The sequence below is a fragment of the Rhodococcus koreensis genome (genome assembly GCF_900105905.1).
Lineage (GTDB): Bacteria > Actinomycetota > Actinomycetes > Mycobacteriales > Mycobacteriaceae > Rhodococcus_F > Rhodococcus_F koreensis.
The window spans coordinates 4,386,856-4,410,952 of the sequence record NZ_FNSV01000005.1 but is presented as its reverse complement, the minus strand read 5'-3'; the positions used below and the strand labels follow the sequence as shown (position 1 = coordinate 4,410,952).

Genomic DNA, 24,097 nt, shown 5'->3' with positions numbered 1-24,097 from the left:
AGATCGGGGGCCGCTGTGGCGGAGTTCAGGACGTGCGAACACCTCGACTAAGACGTGCCGAGTGCGGGCGCGAGCGTGTTGGCCCAGGACTCGTGCAGGCGGTCCTGCCAGTAGTTCCACGTGTGCAGGCCCTCGTCGGCGATGTGCGTCTGCAGCTTGGCGCCTGCGCGCTGCGCCGCGGGGACGAAGACCTTGCTGCTGAGGCCCGAGGCGGTCTCGAGGGGAACCGTCTGCGAGAACTTCACCGGGTCGAACGACTTGCTGTCCGGGTCGACGGTGGGATCGCCTGCCGCCGAACCCGCACCGGACGAGATGTAGACGGACTTGCCGCGCAGTGCGCCGACGTTGAGCAGCGGATCGTTGCGGACCCAGGCTGCGGACGGCCAGAAGCCCCACATGTTCTGCGCGTTGCCGCCCATCTGGGCGACCGAAACCTGAATGCCCTGCGCGAAGCCGGGCGAGCTGGCCGTCGGGTACCCGCTGTAGGACGCGACCGCCTTGTAGAAGTCGGGGCGGTGAATGGCGAGGTTCAACGCGGAGGTACCGCTCATCGACAGACCCGCGACCGCGTTGTTCACGCCGTCGCTGCCGAACTGCGAAGCCATCACCGGGGGCAGTTCGTTGGTCAGGAAGGTCTCCCACTTCACGCGGCCCAGCTTCGGGTCGTCACGCAGCCAGTCGGAGTAGAAGGTGCCGCCGCCGCCGAACGGGATGACCACGTTGACGTGCTTGCCGGCGAAGAAATTCTCCACGTCGGTCTCGATCAGCCAGCCGTTGTTGTCGTCCGGCGCGCGCAGACCGTCGAGCAGGTACAGCGTCGGCGCGGGACCGCCACCCGCGGCCTTGAGCACCTTGACGGGAATGTCCTTGTCCATCGACGGTGAGTACACCGAGATCAGGGCCGAGTCGGCATGCGCGATGCCGGTTCCGGCCAGTACGGACACGAGGCCCGATGCCAACACTGCGACCAGGCCCACGATCAGCGCGCGGGTGCGACGTATCGCCATCCGAATGTCCTTTTATCTCGTAACAGACACTGCACAGCGAACGCTGCACCGGAGACGATAACAGGGAGATAACGGGTTGTGCCTGTCGTGGCCTGGGATTGTCGGCGCGGACGGGTCTGCAAACGGCGGTCCGAGGGCGGCGCCGCCTGGTTTGCCCGGAGATGCAAGAAACCCCTGCGAACCACGTTTCAGCGGTTCACAGGGGTTCCTGTGGCGGAGGATAGGGGATTTGAACCCCTGAGGGCGTTAACCCAACCCGCGTTCCAGGCGAGCGCCATAGGCCACTAGGCGAATCCTCCGTGGAGGAGCATACCCAACGACGACGGCTCACCGTTAAACGACCAGGTGGCTGCCGGTTCTACGCCCACTTCAGCTGGCTGAGGGCGTGCTCGGCGAGGGGCACGGACCGGTCGCAGGACGTGTCCGGGTTCGCGGTCGCGTCCAGGCCGAATTTCGACTCGATCGACAGCGTGCCCGCGTCGGTGGTGACCTCGAGGATGCACTGGTACTTGCTCTCGGCGAGCGCCCGGCCCTCGAGTCCGCCGACGTCGATCGTGCGCAGGGCGTCGACCGGTTCCGGCGCGCTCGTGGTGGTGACGGTCACAGTGTTCAGCGCCTCCGGTTTGCCCCACGTGCACGCGCGACGTTCCGGACTGTCGGTGGCGGTGCCCTCGCCGGCGCCTGCCGTCAGGAGCGGTGCGAGCGTCGCGTCGTCCGCGAGCGAGCACGGCTCGGCCGCGTCCCAGCTGACCGCATCGGACGTGGCTGCGTCTTCGCTGCTCCCGCCGCACGCCGACAGTGCTGCGACGACGACGGCGAGGGCCGCTGCGTGTGCTGTCCTTCTGAGTTTCATCCCGATCCTTTGCCGACGGTGGCCGAATGCGGGGGCGACCGTAGCACTGGACGTGGTCTGACGTGCGGCGTCGGGCGCGGGCCGGGGTGGATCCCGGTAGCGGCTCGGGGCCGTCTACACTCTGTGGTGGATCCCGCGCGGCGCGCATCCTGTGAACTCCCCCAGGGCCGGAAGGCAGCAAGGGTCAACGGGCTCTGCCGGGTGCGCGGGGTCCCCTATCTTTCGCATACCCGACCCCCGATGTCGGTGAGAGGCCGCTCCTGATGACCAACCAGACCCAGATCGGGTTGATGAGCCATGAGGAACTACTTTCGGAGCATGAGCGCCAGACTGCGAGCTACGCGCAGCTGAAGACGGAGAAGCTCACGCTCGACCTCACCCGCGGCAAGCCTTCGCCCGAGCAACTGGATCTGTCGGCGGCGCTGCTGGCGCTGCCCGGTGACGGCGACTTCCGCGACGGCAACGGCACCGACACCCGCAACTACGGCGGGCTCACCGGTCTGCCGGAACTGCGCGCGATCTTCGGTGAACTGCTCGGCATCCCCGTCGAGAACCTGCTCGCCGGCAACAACGCCAGCCTCGAGATCATGCACGACAACGTCGTGTTCGCTCTGCTGCACGGCACCCCCGACTCCCCGCGCCCGTGGTCGCAGGAGGAGAAGGTCAAGTTCCTGTGCCCGGCACCCGGCTACGACCGGCACTTCGGGATCACCGAGACCTACGGCATCGAGATGATCCCGGTGCCGATGCGCCCGGACGGCCCCGACGTCGGCGTCATCGCCGAACTCGTCGCGAACGATCCGCAGATCAAGGGTCTGTGGGCCGTTCCCAACTACTCCAACCCCACGGGCGCGGTGTACTCGGAAGAGGTCACGCGCGCGCTGGCGTCGATGCCGGCCGCCGCCCCCGACTTCCGGCTGTTCTGGGACAACGCCTACGCGGTGCATCCGCTGGTCGGCGAGACGGCGCCGTCGCTGGACATCCTCGGGATGGCAGCGGAGGCGGGTCACCCCAACCGGCCGCTCGTGTTCGCGTCGACGTCGAAGATCACGTTCGCCGGTGCGGGCGTCAGCTTCTTCGGTTCCTCGACCGCGAACCTGGCCTGGTACCAGAAGTTCCTCGGCAAGAAGAGCATCGGCCCGGACAAGCTGAACCAGCTGCGGCACCTGCGGTTCTTCGGTGACGCCGACGGGGTTCGCGCCCACATGGAGAAGCACCGCGAGATCCTGGCGCCGAAGTTCGCGCTCGTCCTGAAGATCCTCGAGGACCGTCTCGGGGCGTCGAAGGTGGCGTCGTGGACGGAGCCGAAGGGCGGATACTTCATCAGCCTGGACGTCGTCGAGGGCACCGCGAAGCGCGTCATCGCCCTGGCGAAGGACGCGGGGATCGCGCTCACCGCCGCGGGATCGGCGTTCCCGTACGGAATCGACCCGGAAGACAAGAACATCCGGCTCGCGCCGAGCTTCCCCTCGATGGAGGATCTGGACAAGTCGATGAACGGCGTCGCGACGTGCGTGCTGCTCGCGGCCACCGAATCACGCCTGGACCTGCCGAAGTCCTAGCAGCAGACCTCCGGCCGCTCACCTGTCTCGGGTGCGCGGCCGGAGGTGTCTCTACATCCTGGCGTAGCGCGCCATCACGAAGCTATACAGCCCGTACGCGGCGATGCCCAGCGCGGCGAGGACCAGCAGGAACTGCCCGAACGGCGCCGAGCCGAGGGTTTTCACCGCGCCGTCGAGGCCGGTGGCCTTGGACGGGTCGGAGTTGAAGACCGCCACGATCACCAGCAGGCCCGCGCCCGCGATGACGAGGCCCTTGGCCACGTAGCCGACCACTCCGAGGGGCTCGACGAGTTTCGACGGGGTGCCCTTCAGGTCGTCCAGGAAGTTCTTCGACGCGCCCTTGTAGACGTGGTACCCGCCGATCGCGATGGCGACGAGACCCACCACCACGAGCAGGAACTTGCCGCCCCCGGACTCCATGAGGCGTGCACTCATTCCGGCGTTCTGCTGTCCGCTCGATTTCCCGCCGCCACTCGCGAACTGGTAGGCCGAGAAGGCGAACGCGAAGTAGACGACGGCCAGACCGAACGCCTTCGCACGGTCGAGCAGCGACGTGTCGTCGTCGGACTTCTCGGTGGCGTGCGGGCCGAGAACGGTCTCGGCGAGCCGCCACAGCGCCATCGCGATGAACGCGACCATCGCCACCCACAGCGCGAACCGGCCGCCGGGCTCGGCGGCCAGCGTGCCGAGGGCCCCGGACTGATCGGCGTTGCCGCCGCTGCCGAACGCCAGCTGAACGATGATGTACGCGATCAGCAGGTGCACGAAGCCGCTCATCACGTGGCCCGCCCGCGCGACCCGTTCGAAAGTGGTGCTGTCGGTTGCCCTGTCCACGGCACGGCTCATCCCGCTGGCTCGATTCGTTCCGTCCTGGGCCATCGGATGTCCTTCGGTGTCGTGTGTATGGACCGGAGTCCCTTGACGTAGAGGTACCCGGTACGGGCCGCGCCGACACGGACCGAGCGCTATCGCACTGCGTTCGTGACCCGGTCGATCAGGTTGGTGGCGCTGTAGTAGTCGAGCCGGAAGCTGTCCTTCCCGAGACCGATCACCTGCTTCTTCTCCACGGACGGGGTCTGCTGCAACGTCGGATCGGCGAGGAACCGCTCGGCGTCCGCCGCGTCACCGATCACGATGAACGTGGTGTTGCCGGGCACGGCCCGCGGCAGGTTCTCCTGCCCGACCGGCACGACGTCCTTGCGGCCGGACATGATGCCCTTGTCGGCTGCGCTGATGTCGGCGGGCAGCTCGGCGAGCGAGAATCCGAGGCGTTCCAGCAGAATGCCCTGCGCCGATTCGGCGGTGAACATCCGCGACTCCTCGGGCGAGTTGTAGGCGGGCACGTTCACCGGGTTCGCGGCGGCGACCTTGTCGCCGAGTGCCGACTTGGCGTCGTCGAGTTGCCGGTCGAACTTCGCGACGAGGGCTTCGGCCTGCTCCTCGGCCCCGATGGCCGCCGCGATCCGACCGCTGAGGTCCTGCCACGACTTGTCGTCGTACCGCAGTACCACGACGGGCGCGATCTGCCTCAGCGTGTCCACCTGATCGACTGCCGAGTCGCCGCCCGTGGCGGACACGAAGATGAGGTCCGGATCGGCGGCGGTGATCTCCTCGACGTTGGGTTCGCCCTGGTAGAGCGTGTTGACGCCACGTTCGGCGGCGATGTCCGCCCACTGCGTGAAAAGGCCGTTCTCGTCGGTCACGTCGCTCGGTCGCTGCGCGCCGGTGCCGATGAGGGGTGCGTCGAGGGCGAGCAGCGAGCCGGTGAGTGTGACGCTGGTCGACACGATCCGCTCGGGCTTGTGTTCGATCGTGACGCTGCCCGTCTCGTCCGTGACGGTGCGCGGCCAGCTCTGGTCGGACGCTGCGGGGTTGCCGGTGGTCGCGGACTCGGTAGCGGGATCGGACGAGCACGCGGCCGCGCCGATCCCGGCGGCGAGGACAGCGAGGGCTGCCAGTGAGCGACGAAGTTTCACGGGGGGACTCTCTTTCGCACGGGTAAGGAATGTGACTTAGGCTAGCGTTACCTACGTTCGAATGGGGAAGTGGATGCTGAAACGGGTGCCCGGACCGGAGCGCCGCGTCGCGCGCACGCGGGCGATCGACGACCTGGCACCCGACGACGTCCCCGCGTTCTGGGACCGCCTCGCCGCAGCGGGCAGCCCCCTCGTCGAACGCGACGGGGCCGACCGCGGCTGCGTGATCGCGACGTTCTGCTGGCGGGACCCCGAGGGCGACGAACGCGTGTCACACACGCGGCACGTCTACCTCGACGCCAACGGAATCACCGACCGATCCCGGCCGGAACGGGCCGCGCTGTCGCGGCTCCCCGGCACCGACCTGTGGTCGCTGTCGATCGAGGTGCCCGAGAACTGGCGTGGCGCCTACCGTTTCATTCCCCGGACGGAACCGCTGACCCGTCCCGGCGACGGCACCCCGGGCTGGCAGTGGTGGCGGAACATACTCGCCGGCGCACGACCCGACCCGTTCAACCCGCTGCCCACCCGAGCGGTGCAGGCCGGCGACTGCTCCGAGGCGGTGATGCCCGCGGCGCCCGCGCAGCGCTGGTGGACGGACCGGCCCGGTCGCGGCGAACTCCACGAGACGAAGTTCACGCTGTCGGGCACACCACGGTCGGTGTGGGTCTACGAACCGCCCGGACTCGCCGCCGGATCTCGTCCGGTGGTGGTGCTGCTCGACGGCCGGACGTGGGCGGTCGACCTGCCGATCGCGGGTGCCGTCGACGCGCTCGGACCTGCCGGTCACCGGGTTCCGCTCGTCGTGATGGTCGACAGCGTCGGACCCGGACTGCGATCCGAGGAATTGGGCTGCAGCCCCGCGTTCGCCGTGGGTCTCACCGGCGAACTGCTCCCGTGGCTGCGGCGGGACCGGGCCGTCACCGACGACCCGGCGTCGACGATCGTGGCCGGCTGCAGCCTGGGCGGATTGACGGCCTGCCACCTCGCGCTGGCGGTGCCGCACGTGTTCGGGTGCGCCGTCAGCCTGTCCGGGTCGTTCTGGTGGCCCGGATCGGGGCCGGGAGTCCCGTTCCAGGACCGTATCCGCGCCGTCGCCCCGTCGCGCAGTCGGTTCAGCCTGGAGGTCGGGACACTCGAATGGATGCTCGTCGAACCCAACCGCGAAGTCCGCGACCTGCTGGCCGGCGCCGGCCACGACGTGCGCTACCGCGAGTTCTGCGGGGGTCACGACGCGCTGCACTGGCGTGACGGACTCGTCGCCGGCGTCGCCTCGATGCTGGGTTACGCACCGGTAATGCAGTGATGTGGATAACTCTGTGAATAAACCGCGCGTCGCGGTGAAGGGCGCACCCGCCCCACCGCGGGATGGCAGGATCGAACCATGGCACGCACGCTGAACCTGGTAGGGGATCCGGACGCCGACGCACTCCTCGCGAGTGATCCGCTGGCGTTGCTCATCGGGATGCTGCTCGATCAGCAGGTTCCGATGGAGACGGCGTTCGCGGGCCCCAAGAAACTCGACGACCGGATCGGCGGCCTCGAAGTGCACCGCATCGCGGAGATGGATCCGGAAGCGTTCGCGGCCGTCTGCTCACAGACCCCCGCCGTCCACCGGTTCCCCGGATCGATGGCCACCCGCATCCAGTCGTTGTGCGCGTTCCTCGTCGAGAACTACGACGGCAGCGTCGAGGCGCTGTGGACGAGCGGCGACCCCGACGGCAAAGAAGTGCTGAAACGGTTGAAGGCGCTCCCGGGGTACGGCGACCAGAAGGCCCGCATCTTCCTGGCGCTGCTCGGCAAGCAGATCGGAGTCGAGCCGAAGGGCTGGCGCGAAGCAGCAGGCGACTACGGCACCGAGGGGTCCCGGCGTTCGATCGCGGACGTCGTCGACGACAAGAGTCTCCACGAGGTCCGCGAGTTCAAGAAGGCCGCGAAGGCAGACGCGAAGAAGGCGGCGGCAGCGAAGAAGATGTAGCCGCCGCTACTCCGTGTCGTCAAAAAGTAGCCGCCGCTACTCCGTGTCGTCTCGGTCCTGCTTCCGTTCCGCGTCGAGTTGCCGCCTGCGTTCGGCCTCGTGCATCCACGGAAAGACGCTGTTGCCCTGGCCGCCGCCGAGGGGTCCGTGGCCGAGCACACCGTGTTCGTACGCCGATTCGGCGTGCAGCGCGAGGTCGATGCCGGAGGACTCGTCCTCGGCGCTCACCCGGAACCCGAAGATCCGGTCGATCAGCTTGCCCAGCCCGTATGTCACACCGAACGCGTACAGGGCGACGACCACCACGGCCAGCACCTGCTTGCCGAGTTGCGCGAACCCGCCCCCGTACAGGAGGCCTTCGGCTCCGCCCGTCATCACCTCGGTGGCCAGCAGTCCGATCAGGATCGTGCCGACGATGCCGCCCATCAGGTGGACACCGACGACGTCGAGCGAGTCGTCGTATCCGAGGCGGAACTTCCAGCCGACGGCGAACGAGCAGACCACACCGGCCACTGCGCCGACGATCACCGCGCCGACCATGCTCACCGTGCCGCAGGACGGGGTGATCGCGACCAGCCCGGCGACGACGCCGGACGCCGCACCGAACGTCGTGGGGTGACCGTCGCGCTTCTGCTCGACGAGGAGCCAGCCGAGCAGGCCGGTGCACCCGGCGACGAGGGTGTTCAGGAAGATCGCGGCGGCCGTGCCGTCGGCGGCGAGAGCGGAACCCGCGTTGAAACCGAACCAGCCGAACCAGAGCAGGCCGACACCGAGCAGCACCAGCGGAAGGTTGTGGGGCCGCATCGACTCGGACTTGAATCCGAGCCGCGGGCCCAGGACCAGGGCCAACGCCAGGCCCGACGCGCCGGACACGATCTCGACGACCAGTCCGCCCGCGTAGTCAAGGGCGCCGAACTGCGCGATCCAGCCCTGCGGGTTCCACACCCAGTGCGCGACGGGCGCGTAGACGACGAGGGCCCAGACGGGCACGAAGATCATCCAGGCCGAGAACTTGGCCCGGTCGGCGATCGCACCGCTGATCAGCGCGGCGGTGATGATCGCGAATGTCAGCTGGAACGTGGCGAACAGGATCTCGGGGACCTGCCCGTGGACGGTGGTCGGGTCGATGCCCGCCATCCCCAGGTGCTCGAGCCCGCCGATCAGTCCGCCGCCGATGTCGTCGCCGAAGATGAGGGAGTACCCGGCCACCAGCCAGGCGACCGTGACGAGTGCGATCGACACGAAGCTCATCATGATCATGTTCAGTACGCCGGTGGAGCGGACCATCCCGCCGTAGAACAGGGCGAGCCCCGGGGTCATCAGCAGGACCAGCGCGGTACTGATCAGAAGCCAGGCGGTTGCTCCGGCGTCGATTGCAGGCACGACATTCTCCTCACACACCCGGACGAAACCAGGTGCGGAAATTCACGATGGCCGCGGGCCGTTTCAACGGTGATGCCGATGCGTTGCGAACGTGTTACGCAATCCGGTCAGGTCCGGATTTCTGCTTGTGAGTAGGGCCCCGAGCGGGTGCCGAACAGGCGCTTCGACCACCCGGGCCGGACTGTCGGGGACCGCCGGTAGTCTTTCCGCGTGGCCCTGTACCGGAAGTACCGACCCGCATCCTTCGCCGAGGTGGTGGGGCAGGAGCACGTCACCGAACCACTGAGCACCGCTCTCGACGCCGGACGGATCAACCACGCGTATCTGTTCTCCGGTCCCCGCGGCTGTGGCAAGACGTCGTCTGCCCGCATCCTGGCCCGATCGCTGAACTGCGTGGAGGGCCCGACCTCGACGCCGTGCGGCCAGTGCCCCTCGTGCGTGGCGCTCGGCCCCGGCGGGTCGGGCAACCTCGACGTCACCGAACTCGACGCGGCCAGCCACGGTGGCGTCGACGACACCCGTGAACTGCGCGACCGCGCGTTCTACGCGCCTGCCGAGTCCCGGTACCGGGTGTTCATCGTGGACGAGGCCCACATGGTCACCACGGCGGGTTTCAACGCCCTCCTCAAGATCGTGGAGGAGCCGCCGGAGCACCTCATCTTCATCTTCGCCACCACCGAACCCGAGAAGGTGCTGCCGACCATCCGTTCGCGCACCCATCACTACCCGTTCCGGCTGCTCGCGCCGACGACGATGCGCGGGTTGCTGGAGAAGATCTGCCAGCAGGAGAGCGTGCCGGTCGCCGACCCGGTGTATCCGCTGGTCATCCGTGCCGGCGGCGGGTCCCCGCGTGACTCGCTGAGCATCCTCGACCAACTCCTCGCCGGCGCCGGCAACGAGGGCGTCACCTACCCGCGCGCGCTCGCGCTGCTCGGCGTCACCGACGTCGCGCTGATCGACGACGCCGTGGACGCGCTGGCCACCGGCGACGGTGCCGCACTGTTCGGGACGGTCGACCGCGTCATGGACGCCGGGCACGATCCGCGGCGCTTCGCCGTCGACCTGCTCGAGCGCCTCCGCGACCTCATCCTGATGCAGGCCGTCCCCGACGCCGCCGAACGCGGCCTCGTCGATGCACCCGGCGACGTGCTCGAGCACATGCGCGCCCAGGTCCAGCGGATCGGTCCCGCCACGCTCACCCGCTACGCCGAGGTGATCCACGCCGGTCTCGGCGAGATGCGCGGCGCCACGGCCCCCCGACTGCTGCTCGAAGTGATGTGCGCCCGGATGCTGCTGCCGTCCGCGTCCGATGCGGAGTCCGCCGTGCTGCAGCGGCTCGAACGCGTCGAGCGCGGACTTCCGCCCGCAGGCTCCGCGCCGGTCGCCGCCGCAGCCGAGCGGCCCGCCGCGGCACCGGAGCGCGCGCCGCAACCGCCCGCCGAACCGGAACCCGAGCCGAAGTTCCAGCGACCGTCGATGCGCCAGGCCGCGGCGGCCACCGTGCCGCCGCCGCCCGAGCCGGAACCGGAGCCGATGCCGCGGCCCGTTCCGGAGCCCGCGCCCGCCCCCGTTCCCGAACCGGAGCCGACGCCGCAGCCCGAGCCGACGCCCGTTCCGGAGCCGACCCCGGCACCCGAGCCGACGCCGCGGCCCGTGCCCGAGCCGGCGCCCGAACCCGCGCCCGTTCCGGTCCCCGAACCCGAGCCGACTCCTGTACCCGCACCCGAGCCGACTCCCGAACCGGAGCCGGAGCCGCCGCTCGCACCCGAGGTGGAGGCGGCACCCGCCGCATCCGCGGGTCCGGATGCTGCGGTCCTGCGCGAGGCCTGGAATTCGCTGCGCGAGAAGGTGAGCCAGCGGAACAAGATCCTGCCCGCGATGTTGTCCGCCGCCACGGTGCACGACGTGCAAGGCAACCGCCTGATCCTGGCGCACCCGGTCCCCAATCTGGGCGCTCGGATCGCGTCGCCGCACAACGCTCAGGTGATCACCGAGGTGCTGTCCGAGATGTTCGGCGGCACCTGGGAAGTGGAGTATCAGGCCGGTGCCCCGACGGCGCCGCCCCCACCGGTCGCGAAGGCTGCCGCGGCGCCGACGAAGCCTGCAGGCGCACCCCGGTTCTCCCGGCCCAGCCAGGAGCGGGCTGCGCAGCGCCCGCAGCAGCAGTCCGACGCACGGAGCACCGATGCGGGTCCGGGTGCGGCGCAGGCACGTCCGCCATCCGAACCGGACGACGACATTCCGCCGCCGGAGGCACCGGACTACCCGGACGATCCCGGGCCGATCGACTACGAGGCTTCGGCGTCGACGCCGCCCGTCTCCACACCCGAGGACGAAGAAGAGATGTTCAAGGAGGCGGCGGAACCCGCCGACCCCGCGACTCGCCGCGACCCGGAAGACGTGGCGTTCGAACTGCTCAAGGACATGCTCGGGGCCAAGAAGCTCGAAGGCTGACCCGGAGGGGCAGGCGTCGCAGGTCCCGCCACATCGGGACATCCGCCCCTGGTGCCCGGGACGCCGGGTGCCCGATCGTCGTCTCATGAGCACAGTGAATGTTCCAGACGGCGTGCAGAACGAGGTCCCGGCGACCGCGCGACCGCGAAGCGGCCGGTGGTGGGCGTACTTCGGGGTCCTCGCCGGCGTGGCCGGAATCGTCGGCATCCAGGCGAGCATGTCGGTCGACGCGGTGTACGTGGAGGCGTCGGCCGGCGACGCGGTCGCCATCATGACCGGGCTCGTCGGACAGCGCACCGGGATCCTGGTGATGCACGTGTCGATCATGACCGCGGCGCTGCTGATCCTCGTCTTCGCCGCCGGGCTGTGCCAGCGACTGCGGGCGGCGTTACCTGCCGAGAGCATCCTGCCGTCGGTCGCGGCGTTCGGACTGGTCCTGACGTCGGCGGCGTGCCTGCTGGGGACCGGGCTGACCACCGAGCTGGTGTTCGGCCTCGGTGACACGAGCCGGCTGGTGCCGGAGTTCGCGGTGGTCGGCGGCCACTGGATGGGCACCATTCCGTGGCTGTGGGCGGGTGCGGGAGTCAGTGCGCTGGCGGTGGCCGTCGCGTTGCTCCGCGGGCACGCGGGCCCGCGGTGGATCGGCTGGGTCAGCCTGGTGCTGGGCCTGGTGACCGCCGTCATCGGCGTCTCACCGCTGCAGTACCTCGCGGGGTTCACCGGGCCGCTGTGGGTGCTGGTGAGCGCGATCGGGTTCGCTTTCGCCGACACCGTGCACGAGTAAGGGAGATACTCGTTCGCACCATGGCGAAGCAGAAGGACACTCCGAGGACCGAGGGGTCGGCAGGTGCGGGCGGTGCGCCCGTACCCGCTGCCGTCATGGCGGTGTCCGCGTGGATCCTGGTCGTCCTGTCGGTGGTGGCGTTCGTCCGGGCCGATCCGGGCATCGATTCGAATCAGCTGTTCTTCCTGGTGGACGTCGTCGGGGCGGCGGTCTACGGAACTGTGGCGGGTGTCGTGCTCGCGCGGCGGGTGCACCCGGTGCCGATCATCCTGGGGCTCACCGCGATCGGCGTGGGTCTCGCCGCACTCGGCTACAGCTACTCGCAACTCGCGGCCGTGCGTTCGGGGCTGCCGTGGGTCGATGTGCTGTCGCCGTTGCAGAACACGGCGTGGATTCCCGGGACGCTGAGCCTGTTCCTGATCGTGCCGTGGCTGATCCGCGACCATCCGCTCGGCGTCGGCGCGAAACTCGGCGTCCTCGCCGGTGTCGCCGCGACGGCCTGGTACTTCTGGTCCCGCACGTTTACCGGGATCCCCGCGGTCTGGCAGATCGCGCCCGTCCTCGTGGTCGGCTTCGCGGCGGCAGCGGACTGCGGGTGGCGGTGGCGGCACGGCCCACCCGGCGAGCGCGTCGGTCTCGGCTGGATGTGCCTCGGCACGGCGCTGATGACGGCCGCGTACATTCCGCTGGCGCTGCCCGCGTCGCTTCCGGGGCTGTGGGTGCTCAACCCGTTGGTGCACTTGGCGGTTCAGGCGTTCTACCCGGTCGCGATTCTGGTGTGCATCCTGCGTCAGCGCATGTGGGGGTTGAACCTGGCCGTCAGCCGCGCGACGGTGGCCGGCACCCTCACCGTTGCGCTGCTGGTGCTGTACGTGGTGGTGGTCGCGGCGCTGACGGCACTGCTGCCCGACGGCGATTCGGTGGGGGCGCAGGTGGTCGCGGCGGGTGTCGTCGCCGTCGCGGTGCAGCCGGTGCGGTTGTGGTTGCAGCGGCGGGTGCACCGCCTGGTGTACGGCGAGGGTGAGGATCCGGCGCGGGCCGTCCGCACCCTCGGCAGGCAGTTCGGCAGCGCCGAGACCCCGGAACAACTCCTCGAGGGTCTCGCTGCCGGCGTCGGCGTCGCGTTGCGGCTCGAATCCGTGTCCGTGCGGCGCGCCAGCGGGGTTGCCGCCGTGTGGGGTTCGGCGACGGGACCTGCCGAGTCGGTGGAGTTGGTGCACCGCGGTGCGGTGCTGGGGACGATGGTCGTGACGGCGCCGCCGGGGGAATCGCTGGGGGCGCGCACCCGACGATCGCTCACCGAACTGTCGGCGGTCGTGACGGCCGGTCTCGTCGTGCTGCAGTCGGCGGAGAACCTGCAGGAGGCGCGGCGTCGGCTGGCGTCCGTGCGACTGGAGGAGCGGCAGATGATTCGCCGCGAACTGCACGACGGCCTGGGTCCCTCGCTCGCGGGCATCCGGCTGGGCCTGCAGGGCGCCCGGAACCTGCTCGGCTCCGATCCGGTGGCCGCCGCGGAACTCATCGACGCGCTGCAGGAGCAACTCGACCATCAGGTGGAAGGCGTCCGGCAGCTGTCGCGCAGCATGTTCCCGCCGGTGCTCGACGAACTCGGACTGGTCCCGGCGCTGCACGAACTGGCGGCCAGCCAGTCGCGCAGCGGGTTCCAGCTGCGGGTGCAGGCCGATCCGCCGCCGAGGCTGGGCGCGGAGATCAGCGCCGCGGCGTACGGGATCGTCGTCGAGGCCGTCACCAACGCGCGCAGGCACAGCGGTGCCGACGGCTGCCGGGTCGACGCCACGGTCGCCCGGGAGGTGCTGACGGTCGTCATCCACGACGACGGGTGCGGGTTCGATCCGGCCGGGGGCGGCGGCGTCGGCACCCGGTCGATGCGCGAGCGGGCACACGAACTCGGCGGCACGCTGCACATCGAATCCGGCCGTCCGACAGGCACGGTGGTCACCGCCCGGTTACCGTTGACCGCATCATGAGCGCGGGCACGAAAAGTTCCACCACCTCGTCCATCCGGGTAGCCGTCGTCGACGACCACCCGGTGTTCCGGCTGGGCATGGTCGCGTTGCTGTCGACCCTGGACGGCATGGAGGTGGCCGCGCAGGCCAGTTCCGTCGCGGAGGCGCTCGACGTCGTCGACGGGGACGTCGACGTCGTGCTCATGGATCTCGAACTCGGCGACGGTTCGGGGGTGGACGCCACGCGGCGGCTCGTCGAGCGGCACCCCGCCCTGCGGGTGCTCGTGGTCACCATGCACGAGGACGACGAATCGCTGGTCGCGTCGGTGCGTGCCGGGGCGCGCGGCTACCTGGTGAAGGGGGCCGATCCGGGGGAGGTCGAACGCGCGGTCCGGGCGGTCGCCAACGGGGAGGTGATTCTCGGCGCCGCGGTCGCGGCCCGCGCGATGAGCTTCATGGCCGCCTCGCGCCGGATGGAACCCACCGTGTTTCCGGAACTCACCGACCGCGAACGGGAGGTTCTCGACCTCGTCGCCCGCGGCTACGACAACGCGAGCATCTCGCGCAGACTCGTGCTGAGCCCGAAGACGGTGCGCAACCACGTGTCGAACGTGCTCGCCAAGCTGGGTGTGCCCGACCGTCCCGCCGCCATCGTGCGGGCACGGGACGCGGGCCTCGGACTCGACACCTGAGGCGCCGGGGTCACACCGCCGCAGTCGAGGTGGTCGGCACGAATCGGATGCCCGGGCCGGTGTCGTCCGTGTTGGTCGCGGTGGGGCCGGAGCCCGGGGCCGCGACCCGCGCTTCGGGGATCTGCCGGGGCGCGGCGCCGAGTGGCGGCGCGTCCCGCCACACCGGCTGCGCCTCCTGCAGTTCCAGGACGATGGAGATCAGCGCCGCCTCGGACCACGGGACCCCGCCCAGCTGCACCCCGAACGGAATGCCGGTGGCCGCGGACCGGCCCACCGGCGTGCAGACGACCGGTGCGCCCGTGTAGTTGGCCCAGAAGTAGTTCTCCCGCGCACCGGCGAACACACTCGAATCGGAGAGGTCGTCGCGCCGTACCCCGTCGGCGAGCGCGCCGGGACGCAGAATTGCGTCCAGTCGGTGCTCGGCGAACATCCGGTTGTAGTCGTGCTGGAAACGCAGGCGCGCGCGTTCGAGGGCGAAGTAGTCGGCGACGGGCAGGGCGAGGCTCGCCATCGCCGCGGTCGCGGCGAGCGCCGACTCCGCGCCGTATGCCGGGAGCCGGTCCGCGAACTGCCGGTGGTACGAGCCGAATTCGGCGTAATCCCCGCTCAGCAGCCCCGTCGGGACCTCGGGCTCGATAACGTCGACGATCTCGCCGCCCAGTGCGCGGACGAGGTCGAGGAACCCGGCGAACAACGTCCCGATCGGGCCGGGCAGGTCGTCGGCGACACCGTGCGGCAACCCGAAACGTCTGCCGGACAGCGGACGTGACCCGCCCGCGGCGGCCAGCGGGTACCCCTCCGCGGGAACGTCGGGGCCCACCGACGTGCTGGGATCGTCGACGTCGACGCCCGCCATGTGGCTCAGGAGCAGCGACGCGTCGGCGATGCTGCGGCCCATCGGACCGGTGTGATCGCGGGTCCAGGTCAGCGGAATCACCCCGCTGGTGCTGCACCGACCGAACGTCGCTTTGATCGACGTGATCCCGCACGCGCTCGCGGGGATGCGCAACGAACCGCCGGTGTCCGTTCCCAGCGCGCAGGGCGTGAACCGGGCGGCGAGAGCGGCGGCGCTGCCACCGGACGAGCCGCCCGGCGAATACGCGACGTCCCACGGGTTCCCGACCTGCGGCGTCGCGGTTCCGATGGCGAATTCGTGGGTGTGCGCGTGGCCCATCAGCACCATGCCCGCGTCGCGCAGTTGCCGCCACACCCCGGCGTCGCCCGCGGCGATGTTCCCGTCGAGGACGCCGCTCGACGCGGTCACGGGCAGCCCGGCCACCGCGTACAGATCCTTCAGCGCGATCGGCAGTCCGCAGACCAGCGGGGCGGACCCGGCCGCCAGTCGCCGCGCGGCGGACTCCGCGGCCTCGTAGGCCTGCTCCGGGTAGATCCGGATCCACGCCTCGACGCCGCCGTCGTGCGCCGCGCTGCGCGACAGGCACGCGTCGAGCAGTTCGCGCGGATGCAGCGCCCGGGACTGCAACAGCGCCGCCGCCTCGACGGCACTCAGAAGTGCCGGATCGGACGCGGAAATCGCGGCGGGCGACGGCAGGCGGCGTGCCGGATTCGCGGTCGCGCCGGCACGCCCCAGGCCGGCAACGGTCACCGCACCCGCGGTCGCGGCGCCGAACAATTGCCGGCGGGACAGTCGGGTGGTCACAGCGTATTCTCCTCCGCTCGGGTCGCGTCGAGCGCCGCGCCATTACAGCACGAAACGGCGGTTCCGGCAGGGCCGAGATCGCCCCGTCGTGATCGCCTGGGTCACGATCCACGATCGCTTCGGTCCTTCCTCCTGTTTTGCAACACGTTCTAAGGTAAATGTGCCGGGGTATGCCCCGTGCAGAGCGCCGTGTGCACGGTCGGCGTCGACGCAGATAAGGAAGGAACACTCCACAGTGACCACAGAGGCATTCATTTATGAAGCCATCCGGACCCCGCGCGGCCGCGGAAAGAAGACCGGTTCCCTGCACTCGGTCAAGCCGATCTCGCTGGTCACCGGCCTGATCGACGAGCTCCGCGCCCGCTTCCCCGACCTGGACGAGGATCGCATCTCCGATCTGGTCCTCGGCGTCGTCACCCCCGTCGGCGATCAGGGCATGGACATCGCCCGCGTCGCGGTCAACGACGCCGGACTGCCCGATACCGTCGGCGGCGTGCAGCTGAACCGGTTCTGCGCGTCCGGCCTCGAGGCCGTCAACACCGCCGCGCAGAAGGTGCGGTCCGGCTGGGACGAACTGGTCATCGCCGGCGGCGTCGAATCAATGTCCCGCGTGCCGATGGGCTCCGACGGCGGACCGTGGGCGCTCGACCCGGCCACCAACTACGACAACTACTTCGTCCCCCAGGGCGTGGGCGCCGACCTGATCGCCACCATCGAAGGCTTCTCCCGCGAGGACGTCGACGCGTACGCCGTCCGCTCGCAGGACCTCGCCGCGAAGGCGTGGACCGGCGGCTACTTCGCCAAGTCCGTCGTCCCGGTCAAGGACATCAACGGCCTCGTCGTCCTCGACCAGGACGAGCACATGCGTCCCGGCACCACTCTCGAGAACCTCGCGGGCCTCAACCCGTCCTTCGCCGGCGTCGGCGAGATGGGCGGCTTCGACGCCGTGGCGCTGCAGAAGTACCACTGGGTGGAGAAGATCAACCACGTCCACCACGGCGGCAACAGCTCCGGCATCGTCGACGGCGCCGCACTGGTCCTCGTCGGATCCGAGCAGGCCGGCAAGGACATGAGCCTGACCCCGCGCGCCCGCGTCGTCGCGACGGCCACCAGCGGTGCCGACTCCACGATCATGCTCACCGGCCCCACCCCGGCCTCGAAGAAGGTGCTCGCCGCCGCCGGTCTGACCGTCGACGACATCGACCTGTTCGAGATCAACGAGGCGTTCGCGTCCGTGGTGCTCAAGTTCCAGAAGGACCTGAACATCCCCGACGAGAAGCTCAACGTCAACGGCGGTGCCATCGCGATGGGGCACCCGCTCGGAGCCACCGGCGCCATGATCACCGGCACCATGATCGACGAGCTCGAGCGCCGGTACGCCCGGTACGCCCTCATCACCCTGTGCATCGGCGGCGGTATGGGCGTCGCCACCATCATCGAGCGCGTCTGACCGCCCGGACCATCAGGAGACTTGAAGCAGTGAGCGAGCAGAACATCATCAACTGGGAACAAGACGCCGACGGCATCGTCTTGCTCACCATCGACGATCCCAACCAGGGCGCGAACACCATGAACGACGCCTACATCTCCTCGATGAAGGCGACCGTCGACCGCCTCGTCGACGAGAAGGACTCCATCACCGGTGTCGTGATCACGTCCGGCAAGAAGACGTTCTTCGCCGGCGGGGACCTGAAGAACATGATCAAGGTCGGCCCGGAGAACGCCGACGAGATCTACAGCCACAGCGTCGCGATCAAGTCGGATCTGCGCCGCCTCGAGACTCTGGGCAAGCCCGTCGTCGCCGCCATCAACGGCGCCGCACTCGGCGGCGGACTCGAGATCGCCCTGGCCACGCATCACCGCGTCGCGGCGGACGTGAAGGGCGTCAAGATCGGCCTGCCCGAGGTCACCCTCGGCCTGCTGCCCGGCGGCGGTGGCGTCGTGCGCACCGTCCGCATGCTCGGACTGCAGAACGCCCTCATGCAGGTGCTGCTGCAGGGCCAGCAGCGTGGACCGGTGCAGGCCAAGGAGGTCGGACTCGTCGACGAGGTCGTGTCCTCGGTCGAGGATCTGGTGCCCGCCGCGAAGGCGTGGATCAAGGCCAACCCCGAGGGCGGCGTCCAGCCGTGGGACAAGAAGGGCTACCGGATCCCCGGCGGCACCCCGTCCACCCCGGCGTTCGCCGCGAACCTGCCCGCGTTTCCCGCGAACCTGCGCAAGCAGCTCAAGGGCGCACCCATGCCGGCACCGCGCGCCATCATGGCCGCCGCCGTCGAGGGTTCGCAGGTCGACATCGACAACGCGCTCCTCATCGAGGCCCGCTACTTCACGTCGCTGGTCACCGGTCAGGTCGCGAAGAACATGATCCAGGCGTTCTTCTTCGACCTGCAGGCCATCAACTCCGGCGCGTCCCGCCCTGAGGGCATCGAGAAGACACCCATCACCAAGGTCGGTGTGCTCGGTGCCGGAATGATGGGCGCCGGAATCGCCTACGTCTCCGCGAAAGCCGGATTCGACGTCGTCCTCAAGGACGTCACCATCGAGGCCGCCACCAAGGGCAAGGCGTACTCCGAGGGCATCGAGGCCAAGGCGCTGTCGCGGGGCAAGACCACCGAGGAGAAGTCGAAGACGCTGCTCGACCGCATCACGCCGACCGCCGACCCCGCCGACTTCGCCGGTGTCGACTTCGTCATCGAGGCCGTGTTCGAGTCGCAGGAACTGAAGCACAAGGTCTTCCAGGAGATCGAGGACATCGTCGACCCGAAGGCGCTGCTCGGCTCGAACACGTCGACCCTGCCCATCACCGGTCTGGCGACGGGCGTGAAGCGGCAAGAGGACTTCATCGGAATCCACTTCTTCTCTCCCGTGGACAAGATGCCGCTCGTCGAGATCATCCGCGGCGAGAAGACGTCCGACGAGGCCCTCGCCCGCGTCTTCGACTACGTGCAGGCCATCCGCAAGACGCCGATCGTCGTCAACGACTCGCGCGGCTTCTTCACCTCGCGCGTCATCGGCACGTTCATCAACGAGGCCATCGCCATGCTCGCGGAGGGCATCGAGCCCGCCACCATCGAACAGGCAGGCATGCAGGCCGGCTACCCGGCGGCACCCCTGCAGCTGTCCGACGAGCTGAACCTCACGCTGATGCAGAAGATCCGCAAGGAAACCGCGGAAGCCGCGAAGGCCGAAGGCAAGGAACTGCCCGCCGACCCGGCAGGCGACGTCATCAACACGATGGTCGACAAGTTCGACCGCAAGGGCAAACTCGGCGGCGCAGGCTTCTACGACTACGCCGACGGCAAACGTACCGGCCTGTGGCCCGGGCTGCGGGAGAACTTCGGTTCCAAGGAACTCGAAGTCCCGTTCCAGGACCTCATCGAGCGCATGCTGTTCATCGAGGCCATCGAAACGCAGAAATGCTTCGACGAGGGCGTGCTCCTCACCACCGCCGACGCCAACATCGGCTCCATCATGGGTATCGGCTTCCCCGCCTGGACCGGCGGTGTGTCGCAGTACATCCAGGGCTACGAAGGCGGCCAGGCCGGCTTCGTCAAGCGCGCCGAAGAACTCGCCGCCAAGTACGGCGAGCGTTTCACCCCGCCGGCGTCGCTGAAGGCGTAGGCGGCTCCGCCGCCCGTGCGTGGTTAAGGAGTCTCTGGACTCGTTAACCACGCACGGGCTGAGTTATCCCCAATCTGTGGGTTATCCACAGGGCAATTCATTTCCCCAGGTGCGACACCGAGACCCGTCGGGGGTCTCGGTGACCGTGCCCGGTATGACCTCCACGCAATTCGCCGCCCTGAAAGACGTCGCCGACGCGCAGTTCGGCCTGATCACCCACACGCAACTCCACGCCCTCGGGTTTCCCCGCAGCCGGGTCCGGCACCGCGTCGAATCCGGTCGATGGCAAGCAGTGCTCCACGGTATCTATTCGGTGAGCAACGGACCGATCACTCGTGAGATGTCGCTGGAAGCCGCGTTGCTCTTCGGAGGCAAGGGCGCAGTCCTCAGCCACCACACTGCCGCCGAGGAATGGCACATGATTCGTGTCGATCCTGCACGCCCCGTGCACATCACCGTTCCCTACGGAAGATCGGCGATCACCCAGCCGCCGACCGTTGTCGGTGCGGGCCTCGCGTCGGTCAGTCTGTGCCACCGGGAAGGAACTGTCGTGCATCCGGGAGTCATCGTGCACCGGTCGCGGGCGCACGATTACATTGCCGTCGATACGGAGCAACCCCGGACGGCAAGGGCGGACACGGCTCTGGATGTGGCGATCGCCGAGCCGATGGCACGGGACGCTTACACCCGGCTCGTCGCGCTCGTGACCAATGCCCGGATCCCACTGCGCGACATCCGGCGACGCATGGAGGAGCGACGACCACGTCGGTACGGCAAGGCGCTCGTGGATGCGGTACGACTGCTCGCCGACGGAGTGCAGTCGGTGCTCGAGTACCGCTATGCCACCGACGTCGAGGATGCGCACGCGCTGCCGCGGGCGCGGAGGCAGTCACCGGTAGTCGTGGACGGACGCACCCTCTTCGAGGACTGCGACTACTCCGACCACGGTGTGCCGCTCATCGTCCGACTCGACGGTCGCCGCGCGCACGCGATGGCGGAGGTGGCGTTCCGGGACCGCCGACGCGACAACGCGGCGGAACTGCAGGGGCGGCCGCGACTCGTGTACGGGTTCGACGAGGTGACGAAAAATCCGTGCGTCGTGGCCCAGGAAGTGGAGACCGTGCTGGTGCGGGAGGGGTGGAGCAGGCCCGGCGAAAACCCCTGCCGGGCCTGTGAGTGGTCAAGGAGTGCAGAGACTCCTTAACCACTCACGGGCGGCGGAGCCGCCTACTTCCACCACGGCCGGAGCGGGACGTGCGCCTCGCCCTTCGGCCCGAGCTTGACGGCGAGGACCTGGTGCAGCTGAACGACGTTGCGTTCGAAGCCGAGTCGCGACCCGGCCATGTAGAGGCCCCACACGCGGGCGGTGCCTTCCCCGACCTCTTCGACGCAGGCGTCCCAGTTGTCGACCAGGTTCTGGCACCATCCGGCGAGGGTGAGTGCGTAGTGTTCGCGCAGGTTCTCCTCGTGTCGCACCTCGAGTCCGACGTTCTGGATCTCGGAGATGATGCGTCCGGAGCCGGTGAGTTCGCCGTCTGGGAACACGTACCGGTCGATGAACCCGCCTGCGCGGGCCTGACTCTGGTTGTCGGGCCGGGTGATGCAGTGGTTCAGCAGCCGGCCGCCTTCGCGGAGTTTGCTCTGCAGCAGTCCGAAGTAGGCGGGGTAGTTGCCGACGCCGATGTGCTCGGTCAGTCCGATGGAGGAGATGGCGTCGAATCCGGTTTCGGGGACGTCGCGGTAGTCGGAGAACCGGACCTCGGCGAGGTCGGACAGCCCCTCTTCGGCGATGGCCTTCTGCGCCCATTCGGCCTGTTCGCGGGACAGGGTGACGCCGATGACCTTGACGCCGCGGCGTGCGGCGAACCGGACCATCGATCCCCAGCCGCAACCGATGTCGAGCAGGCGGTCGCCGGGCTGGAGGCCGAGCTTCTCGAAGACGAGGCGGTACTTGTTTTCCTGTGCCTCCTCGAGGGTCTGCTCGGCGTTCTCGTAACACGCGCACGTGTACGTCATGGATGGCCCGAGGACGTACTCGTAGAAGGTGTTCGAGACGTCGTAGTGGTGGTGGATGACCTCGGCGTCGCGGGACTTGGAGTGCCGCAGTCCTTCTGCGACCCGGCGCCACCGCGGGAGGTGCTCCTGCGGGGGAGGGGCGATGGGGCGCAGCAGATCCCAGCCGAGCGAGCGGGTGATGGCGGCGAGCGTGAGCGCGGACGGACGACGGAAGTGCAGTTCGTCGCCCATGACGCGGAGGATCTCGTACGGGTCGCCGGGGTGGACGCCGCGGGCCTCGAGGTCGCCGGATACGTAGGCCCGGGCCATGCCGAGGTCGCCGGGGGCGGTCGCCAGGTAGGTGGTGCCCCTGGTCGTCTTGAGGTGGAGCCCGTAGGGGGCGTCCTCCGGGCCTGCGGCGCTGCCGTCGTAGGCGGAGAACCGCAGGGGGAGCATGCCGTCGGACAGAGTTTCGAGAATCTCTGCGATGGTCAGCTTGTGGTCTTGCGAGCGTGAAGCTTTCAGGGTTGTCATCGACGTTGCACCGCCTTGGAGAAAAGGTCCAGTAATCGTGATTTGGGGTCGTAGCGTTTTTTCAGTTCCGTGTATCGATCGCCGCCGTAGTAGAGGCGTTCGAAGTCTTCTCGTGAATAGTACGAATCGGAGTAGAGGGACTTGTGTCCGTCGAAGTCGCTGACCTTGTCTTCGATCAGCCGATTCGCCGCCCCCTCGGGCCGGCCCGGGACGATGGGTACCGAGGACCAGAAGCCGATGTTCACGTACGTGCGTTTCGGTTCGAGGGGGTACAGGGGCCAGGGGCGTTGCGAAGACGCGCCTGCGGGGGCGGGTTCCCGCAACCGCAACGGGCACAGCCACAGCGGCTCGATGGGGATCTCGTCGAGGAACCAGCGGACGAAGTCCGCGGTGCGCTCGATGGGCACTTCGACGTCCTGCACGACGCGTTCCCGCGGCGGGTTGCCCTTGCGCTTCTCGAGTCGGTCGCCGATGTCGTACTTGTGGTCGAGGGCGATGAGCTTCCAGTAGAAGCTGCTGCGGAGGAGCTTCTTCGGCCACAGCCGGCGGACGGTGGGGTTCTGGGCGCCGAAGGCGCGCGAGCACCAGAACCAGTCGGTGTCCCAGCGCCACAGATAGTCTCGGATGGTGAGTTTGTCCGTTTTCGGGTGGTTCACGGAACTGTGCTGGATGGACCGGTAGAAGATGTTCTGGCCGGTGTAGTCACTGACGGGGCCGCCCTCGTCGGTCTGATGGCCCAGCGTGAGGTAACTCTCGGACTCGGTGAAGACGACACCGTCCAGGTAGTCGACGGGGATGCCGTCGTGGACGCGCTCGGTGACGATGCGATCCATCGCCGACTGCAGTTCGTCCAGCGAGTCGAAACGCAGATGCCGCAGTGCCACATACCGTTTGACGGGCTCGAGCTGGATGCGCAGACGCGTCGAGTAGCCGAGTGTTCCGTAGGAGTTGGGGAACCCCCAGAACAGGTCGGAGTTCTCGCCTTCCGGTGTCGCGGTGACGATGTCGCCGTTGCCGGTCAGGACGTCGATCTCGAGGACCGATTCGTGGGGGAGCCCGCTGCGGAACGACGTCGACTCGATGCCGAGGCCGGTGACCGCGCCACCGAGGGTGATGGTCTTGAGCTGCGGAACCACCAGCGGCGCCAACCCATACGGCAGGGTGGCGTCCACCAGGTCCTCGTAGGTGCACATTCCGGCGACATCCGCCGTCCGGGCCTGCGGGTCGACGGCGATGACCCCGCCGAGGCCGGAGACGTCGAGGCCGGGTGCGCTGGTCTGCGCCCGGGCCCGGAACAGATTGGACGTCTTCTTCGCGAGCCGCACGGTGGCGTCCGTGGGAATCGCGCGGTAGGACGCGAGGAGTCGTCGGACGCCGGCGCGATGGGCGTCGATCCCCGTGACGGGCAGAGTGCGATGCGCACGGAAGGGGCGTCCACCCTCCCGCATGCTTTTCAGTAGTTCAACCGAAGAGGCAGCCACACCTTGACGCTATCCCTCTCCGGGGGTTCAAGCCACGCATATCGGCGCGCGCGACCCAAGATTCACACAAATGTCTCATCAATGTGCGGGTCGCGACCATGCCGAAGTGAGCTACCTCACAATAGATTGCCACGTCATCGCCCGGACTCG

Annotated in this window: 18 protein-coding genes, 1 tRNA gene and 1 other RNA gene; 11 read left to right on the top strand and 9 right to left on the bottom strand. The window is 68.8% G+C overall.

Going from position 1 to position 24,097, the window contains the following annotated elements; all coding sequences use genetic code 11:
* Positions 1–47: 47 nt before the first annotated feature.
* From BLV94_RS24580 to BLV94_RS24570, 3 genes are all read right to left on the bottom strand, one after another.
* A complete protein-coding gene (locus BLV94_RS24580; RefSeq protein ID WP_072938269.1) occupies positions 48–1,007 on the bottom strand; it encodes an alpha/beta hydrolase in 960 nt (319 codons plus the stop codon).
* Positions 1,008–1,218: 211 nt separating this feature from the next.
* Positions 1,219–1,306: transfer RNA gene (locus BLV94_RS24575), tRNA-Ser, on the bottom strand.
* 59 nt (positions 1,307–1,365) lie between these two features.
* Positions 1,366–1,860, bottom strand: a complete 495-nt coding sequence (locus BLV94_RS24570) for a hypothetical protein (protein ID WP_072938267.1) — start codon at positions 1,858–1,860, stop codon at positions 1,366–1,368.
* Positions 1,861–1,985: 125 nt separating this feature from the next.
* On the opposite strand from BLV94_RS24570, the gene ffs reads away from it, so the two are divergent.
* Positions 1,986–2,080: signal recognition particle sRNA small type (gene ffs, locus BLV94_RS24565), an RNA gene on the top strand.
* Between the two features lie 43 nt (positions 2,081–2,123).
* Positions 2,124–3,422, top strand: coding sequence for an aspartate aminotransferase type Ic (locus tag BLV94_RS24560; RefSeq protein ID WP_072938263.1), 1,299 nt, complete (start codon positions 2,124–2,126; stop codon positions 3,420–3,422).
* A 51-nt stretch (positions 3,423–3,473) separates the two neighbouring features.
* Here the strand turns inward: BLV94_RS24560 and BLV94_RS24555 are convergent, their stop codons facing one another.
* Together BLV94_RS24555 and fepB are read right to left on the bottom strand one after the other, a co-directional pair.
* Positions 3,474–4,301, bottom strand: coding sequence for a DUF1206 domain-containing protein (locus tag BLV94_RS24555; protein ID WP_072938260.1), 828 nt, complete (start codon positions 4,299–4,301; stop codon positions 3,474–3,476).
* Positions 4,302–4,387: 86 nt separating this feature from the next.
* Positions 4,388–5,398 (bottom strand): Fe2+-enterobactin ABC transporter substrate-binding protein, encoded by a 1,011-nt coding sequence (gene fepB / locus BLV94_RS24550; protein ID WP_072938257.1) that lies wholly within the window; start codon positions 5,396–5,398, stop codon positions 4,388–4,390.
* A 73-nt stretch (positions 5,399–5,471) separates the two neighbouring features.
* On the opposite strand from fepB, the gene fes reads away from it, so the two are divergent.
* Both fes and BLV94_RS24540 read left to right on the top strand, forming a co-directional pair.
* On the top strand, positions 5,472–6,704 hold the full coding sequence (fes, locus tag BLV94_RS24545; protein ID WP_072938470.1) for an enterochelin esterase: 1,233 nt from the start codon (positions 5,472–5,474) through the stop codon (positions 6,702–6,704).
* 78 nt (positions 6,705–6,782) lie between these two features.
* Entirely contained in the window at positions 6,783–7,376 is a 594-nt protein-coding gene (locus tag BLV94_RS24540; protein WP_072938255.1) for an HhH-GPD-type base excision DNA repair protein, read from the top strand.
* 36 nt (positions 7,377–7,412) lie between these two features.
* On the opposite strand, the gene BLV94_RS24535 is transcribed toward BLV94_RS24540, so the two are convergent.
* On the bottom strand, positions 7,413–8,759 hold the full coding sequence (locus tag BLV94_RS24535; RefSeq protein ID WP_072938252.1) for an ammonium transporter: 1,347 nt from the start codon (positions 8,757–8,759) through the stop codon (positions 7,413–7,415).
* Between the two features lie 210 nt (positions 8,760–8,969).
* On the opposite strand from BLV94_RS24535, the gene BLV94_RS24530 reads away from it, so the two are divergent.
* The 4 genes from BLV94_RS24530 (at position 8,970) to BLV94_RS24515 (ending at position 14,656) form a co-directional block, all read left to right on the top strand.
* The gene (locus BLV94_RS24530) at positions 8,970–11,213 is read left to right on the top strand and encodes a DNA polymerase III subunit gamma and tau (protein ID WP_072938250.1); all 2,244 of its coding nucleotides are present in this window, start codon (positions 8,970–8,972) and stop codon (positions 11,211–11,213) included.
* A gap of 85 nt (positions 11,214–11,298) precedes the next feature.
* Positions 11,299–11,997, top strand: a complete 699-nt coding sequence (locus tag BLV94_RS24525) for a hypothetical protein (protein WP_174705460.1) — start codon at positions 11,299–11,301, stop codon at positions 11,995–11,997.
* Between the two features lie 20 nt (positions 11,998–12,017).
* Positions 12,018–13,985: a sensor histidine kinase gene (locus BLV94_RS24520; protein WP_072938245.1), complete on the top strand. Its 1,968-nt coding sequence runs from the start codon at positions 12,018–12,020 to the stop codon at positions 13,983–13,985.
* Positions 13,982–14,656, top strand: coding sequence for a response regulator (locus BLV94_RS24515; RefSeq protein ID WP_072938243.1), 675 nt, complete (start codon positions 13,982–13,984; stop codon positions 14,654–14,656). The genes BLV94_RS24520 and BLV94_RS24515 overlap by 4 nt, the downstream gene beginning before the upstream one ends.
* 10 nt (positions 14,657–14,666) lie before the next feature.
* Here BLV94_RS24515 and BLV94_RS24510 read toward each other — a convergent pair whose 3' ends face one another.
* Positions 14,667–16,316, bottom strand: coding sequence for an amidase (locus BLV94_RS24510; RefSeq protein ID WP_072938241.1), 1,650 nt, complete (start codon positions 16,314–16,316; stop codon positions 14,667–14,669).
* 235 nt (positions 16,317–16,551) lie between these two features.
* Here BLV94_RS24510 and BLV94_RS24505 point away from each other — a divergent pair, with 235 nt between their 5' ends.
* The 3 genes from BLV94_RS24505 (at position 16,552) to BLV94_RS24495 (ending at position 21,141) form a co-directional block, all read left to right on the top strand.
* Positions 16,552–17,766 (top strand): acetyl-CoA C-acetyltransferase, encoded by a 1,215-nt coding sequence (locus tag BLV94_RS24505; protein ID WP_072938238.1) that lies wholly within the window; start codon positions 16,552–16,554, stop codon positions 17,764–17,766.
* A 29-nt stretch (positions 17,767–17,795) separates the two neighbouring features.
* Positions 17,796–19,937 carry a 3-hydroxyacyl-CoA dehydrogenase NAD-binding domain-containing protein gene (locus tag BLV94_RS24500; protein ID WP_072938235.1) on the top strand — a complete coding sequence of 714 codons (2,142 nt, stop codon included), beginning with the start codon at positions 17,796–17,798 and terminating at the stop codon, positions 19,935–19,937.
* A gap of 154 nt (positions 19,938–20,091) precedes the next feature.
* Entirely contained in the window at positions 20,092–21,141 is a 1,050-nt protein-coding gene (locus tag BLV94_RS24495; protein ID WP_072938233.1) for a type IV toxin-antitoxin system AbiEi family antitoxin domain-containing protein, read from the top strand.
* A 23-nt stretch (positions 21,142–21,164) separates the two neighbouring features.
* Here the strand turns inward: BLV94_RS24495 and BLV94_RS24490 are convergent, their stop codons facing one another.
* On the bottom strand, positions 21,165–22,466 hold the full coding sequence (locus tag BLV94_RS24490) for a class I SAM-dependent methyltransferase (protein WP_072938230.1): 1,302 nt from the start codon (positions 22,464–22,466) through the stop codon (positions 21,165–21,167).
* Positions 22,463–23,914: an FAD-binding oxidoreductase gene (locus BLV94_RS24485; RefSeq protein ID WP_072938227.1), complete on the bottom strand. Its 1,452-nt coding sequence runs from the start codon at positions 23,912–23,914 to the stop codon at positions 22,463–22,465. Before BLV94_RS24485 ends, BLV94_RS24490 begins: the two co-directional genes overlap by 4 nt.
* Between the last annotated feature and the right edge of the window lie 183 nt (positions 23,915–24,097).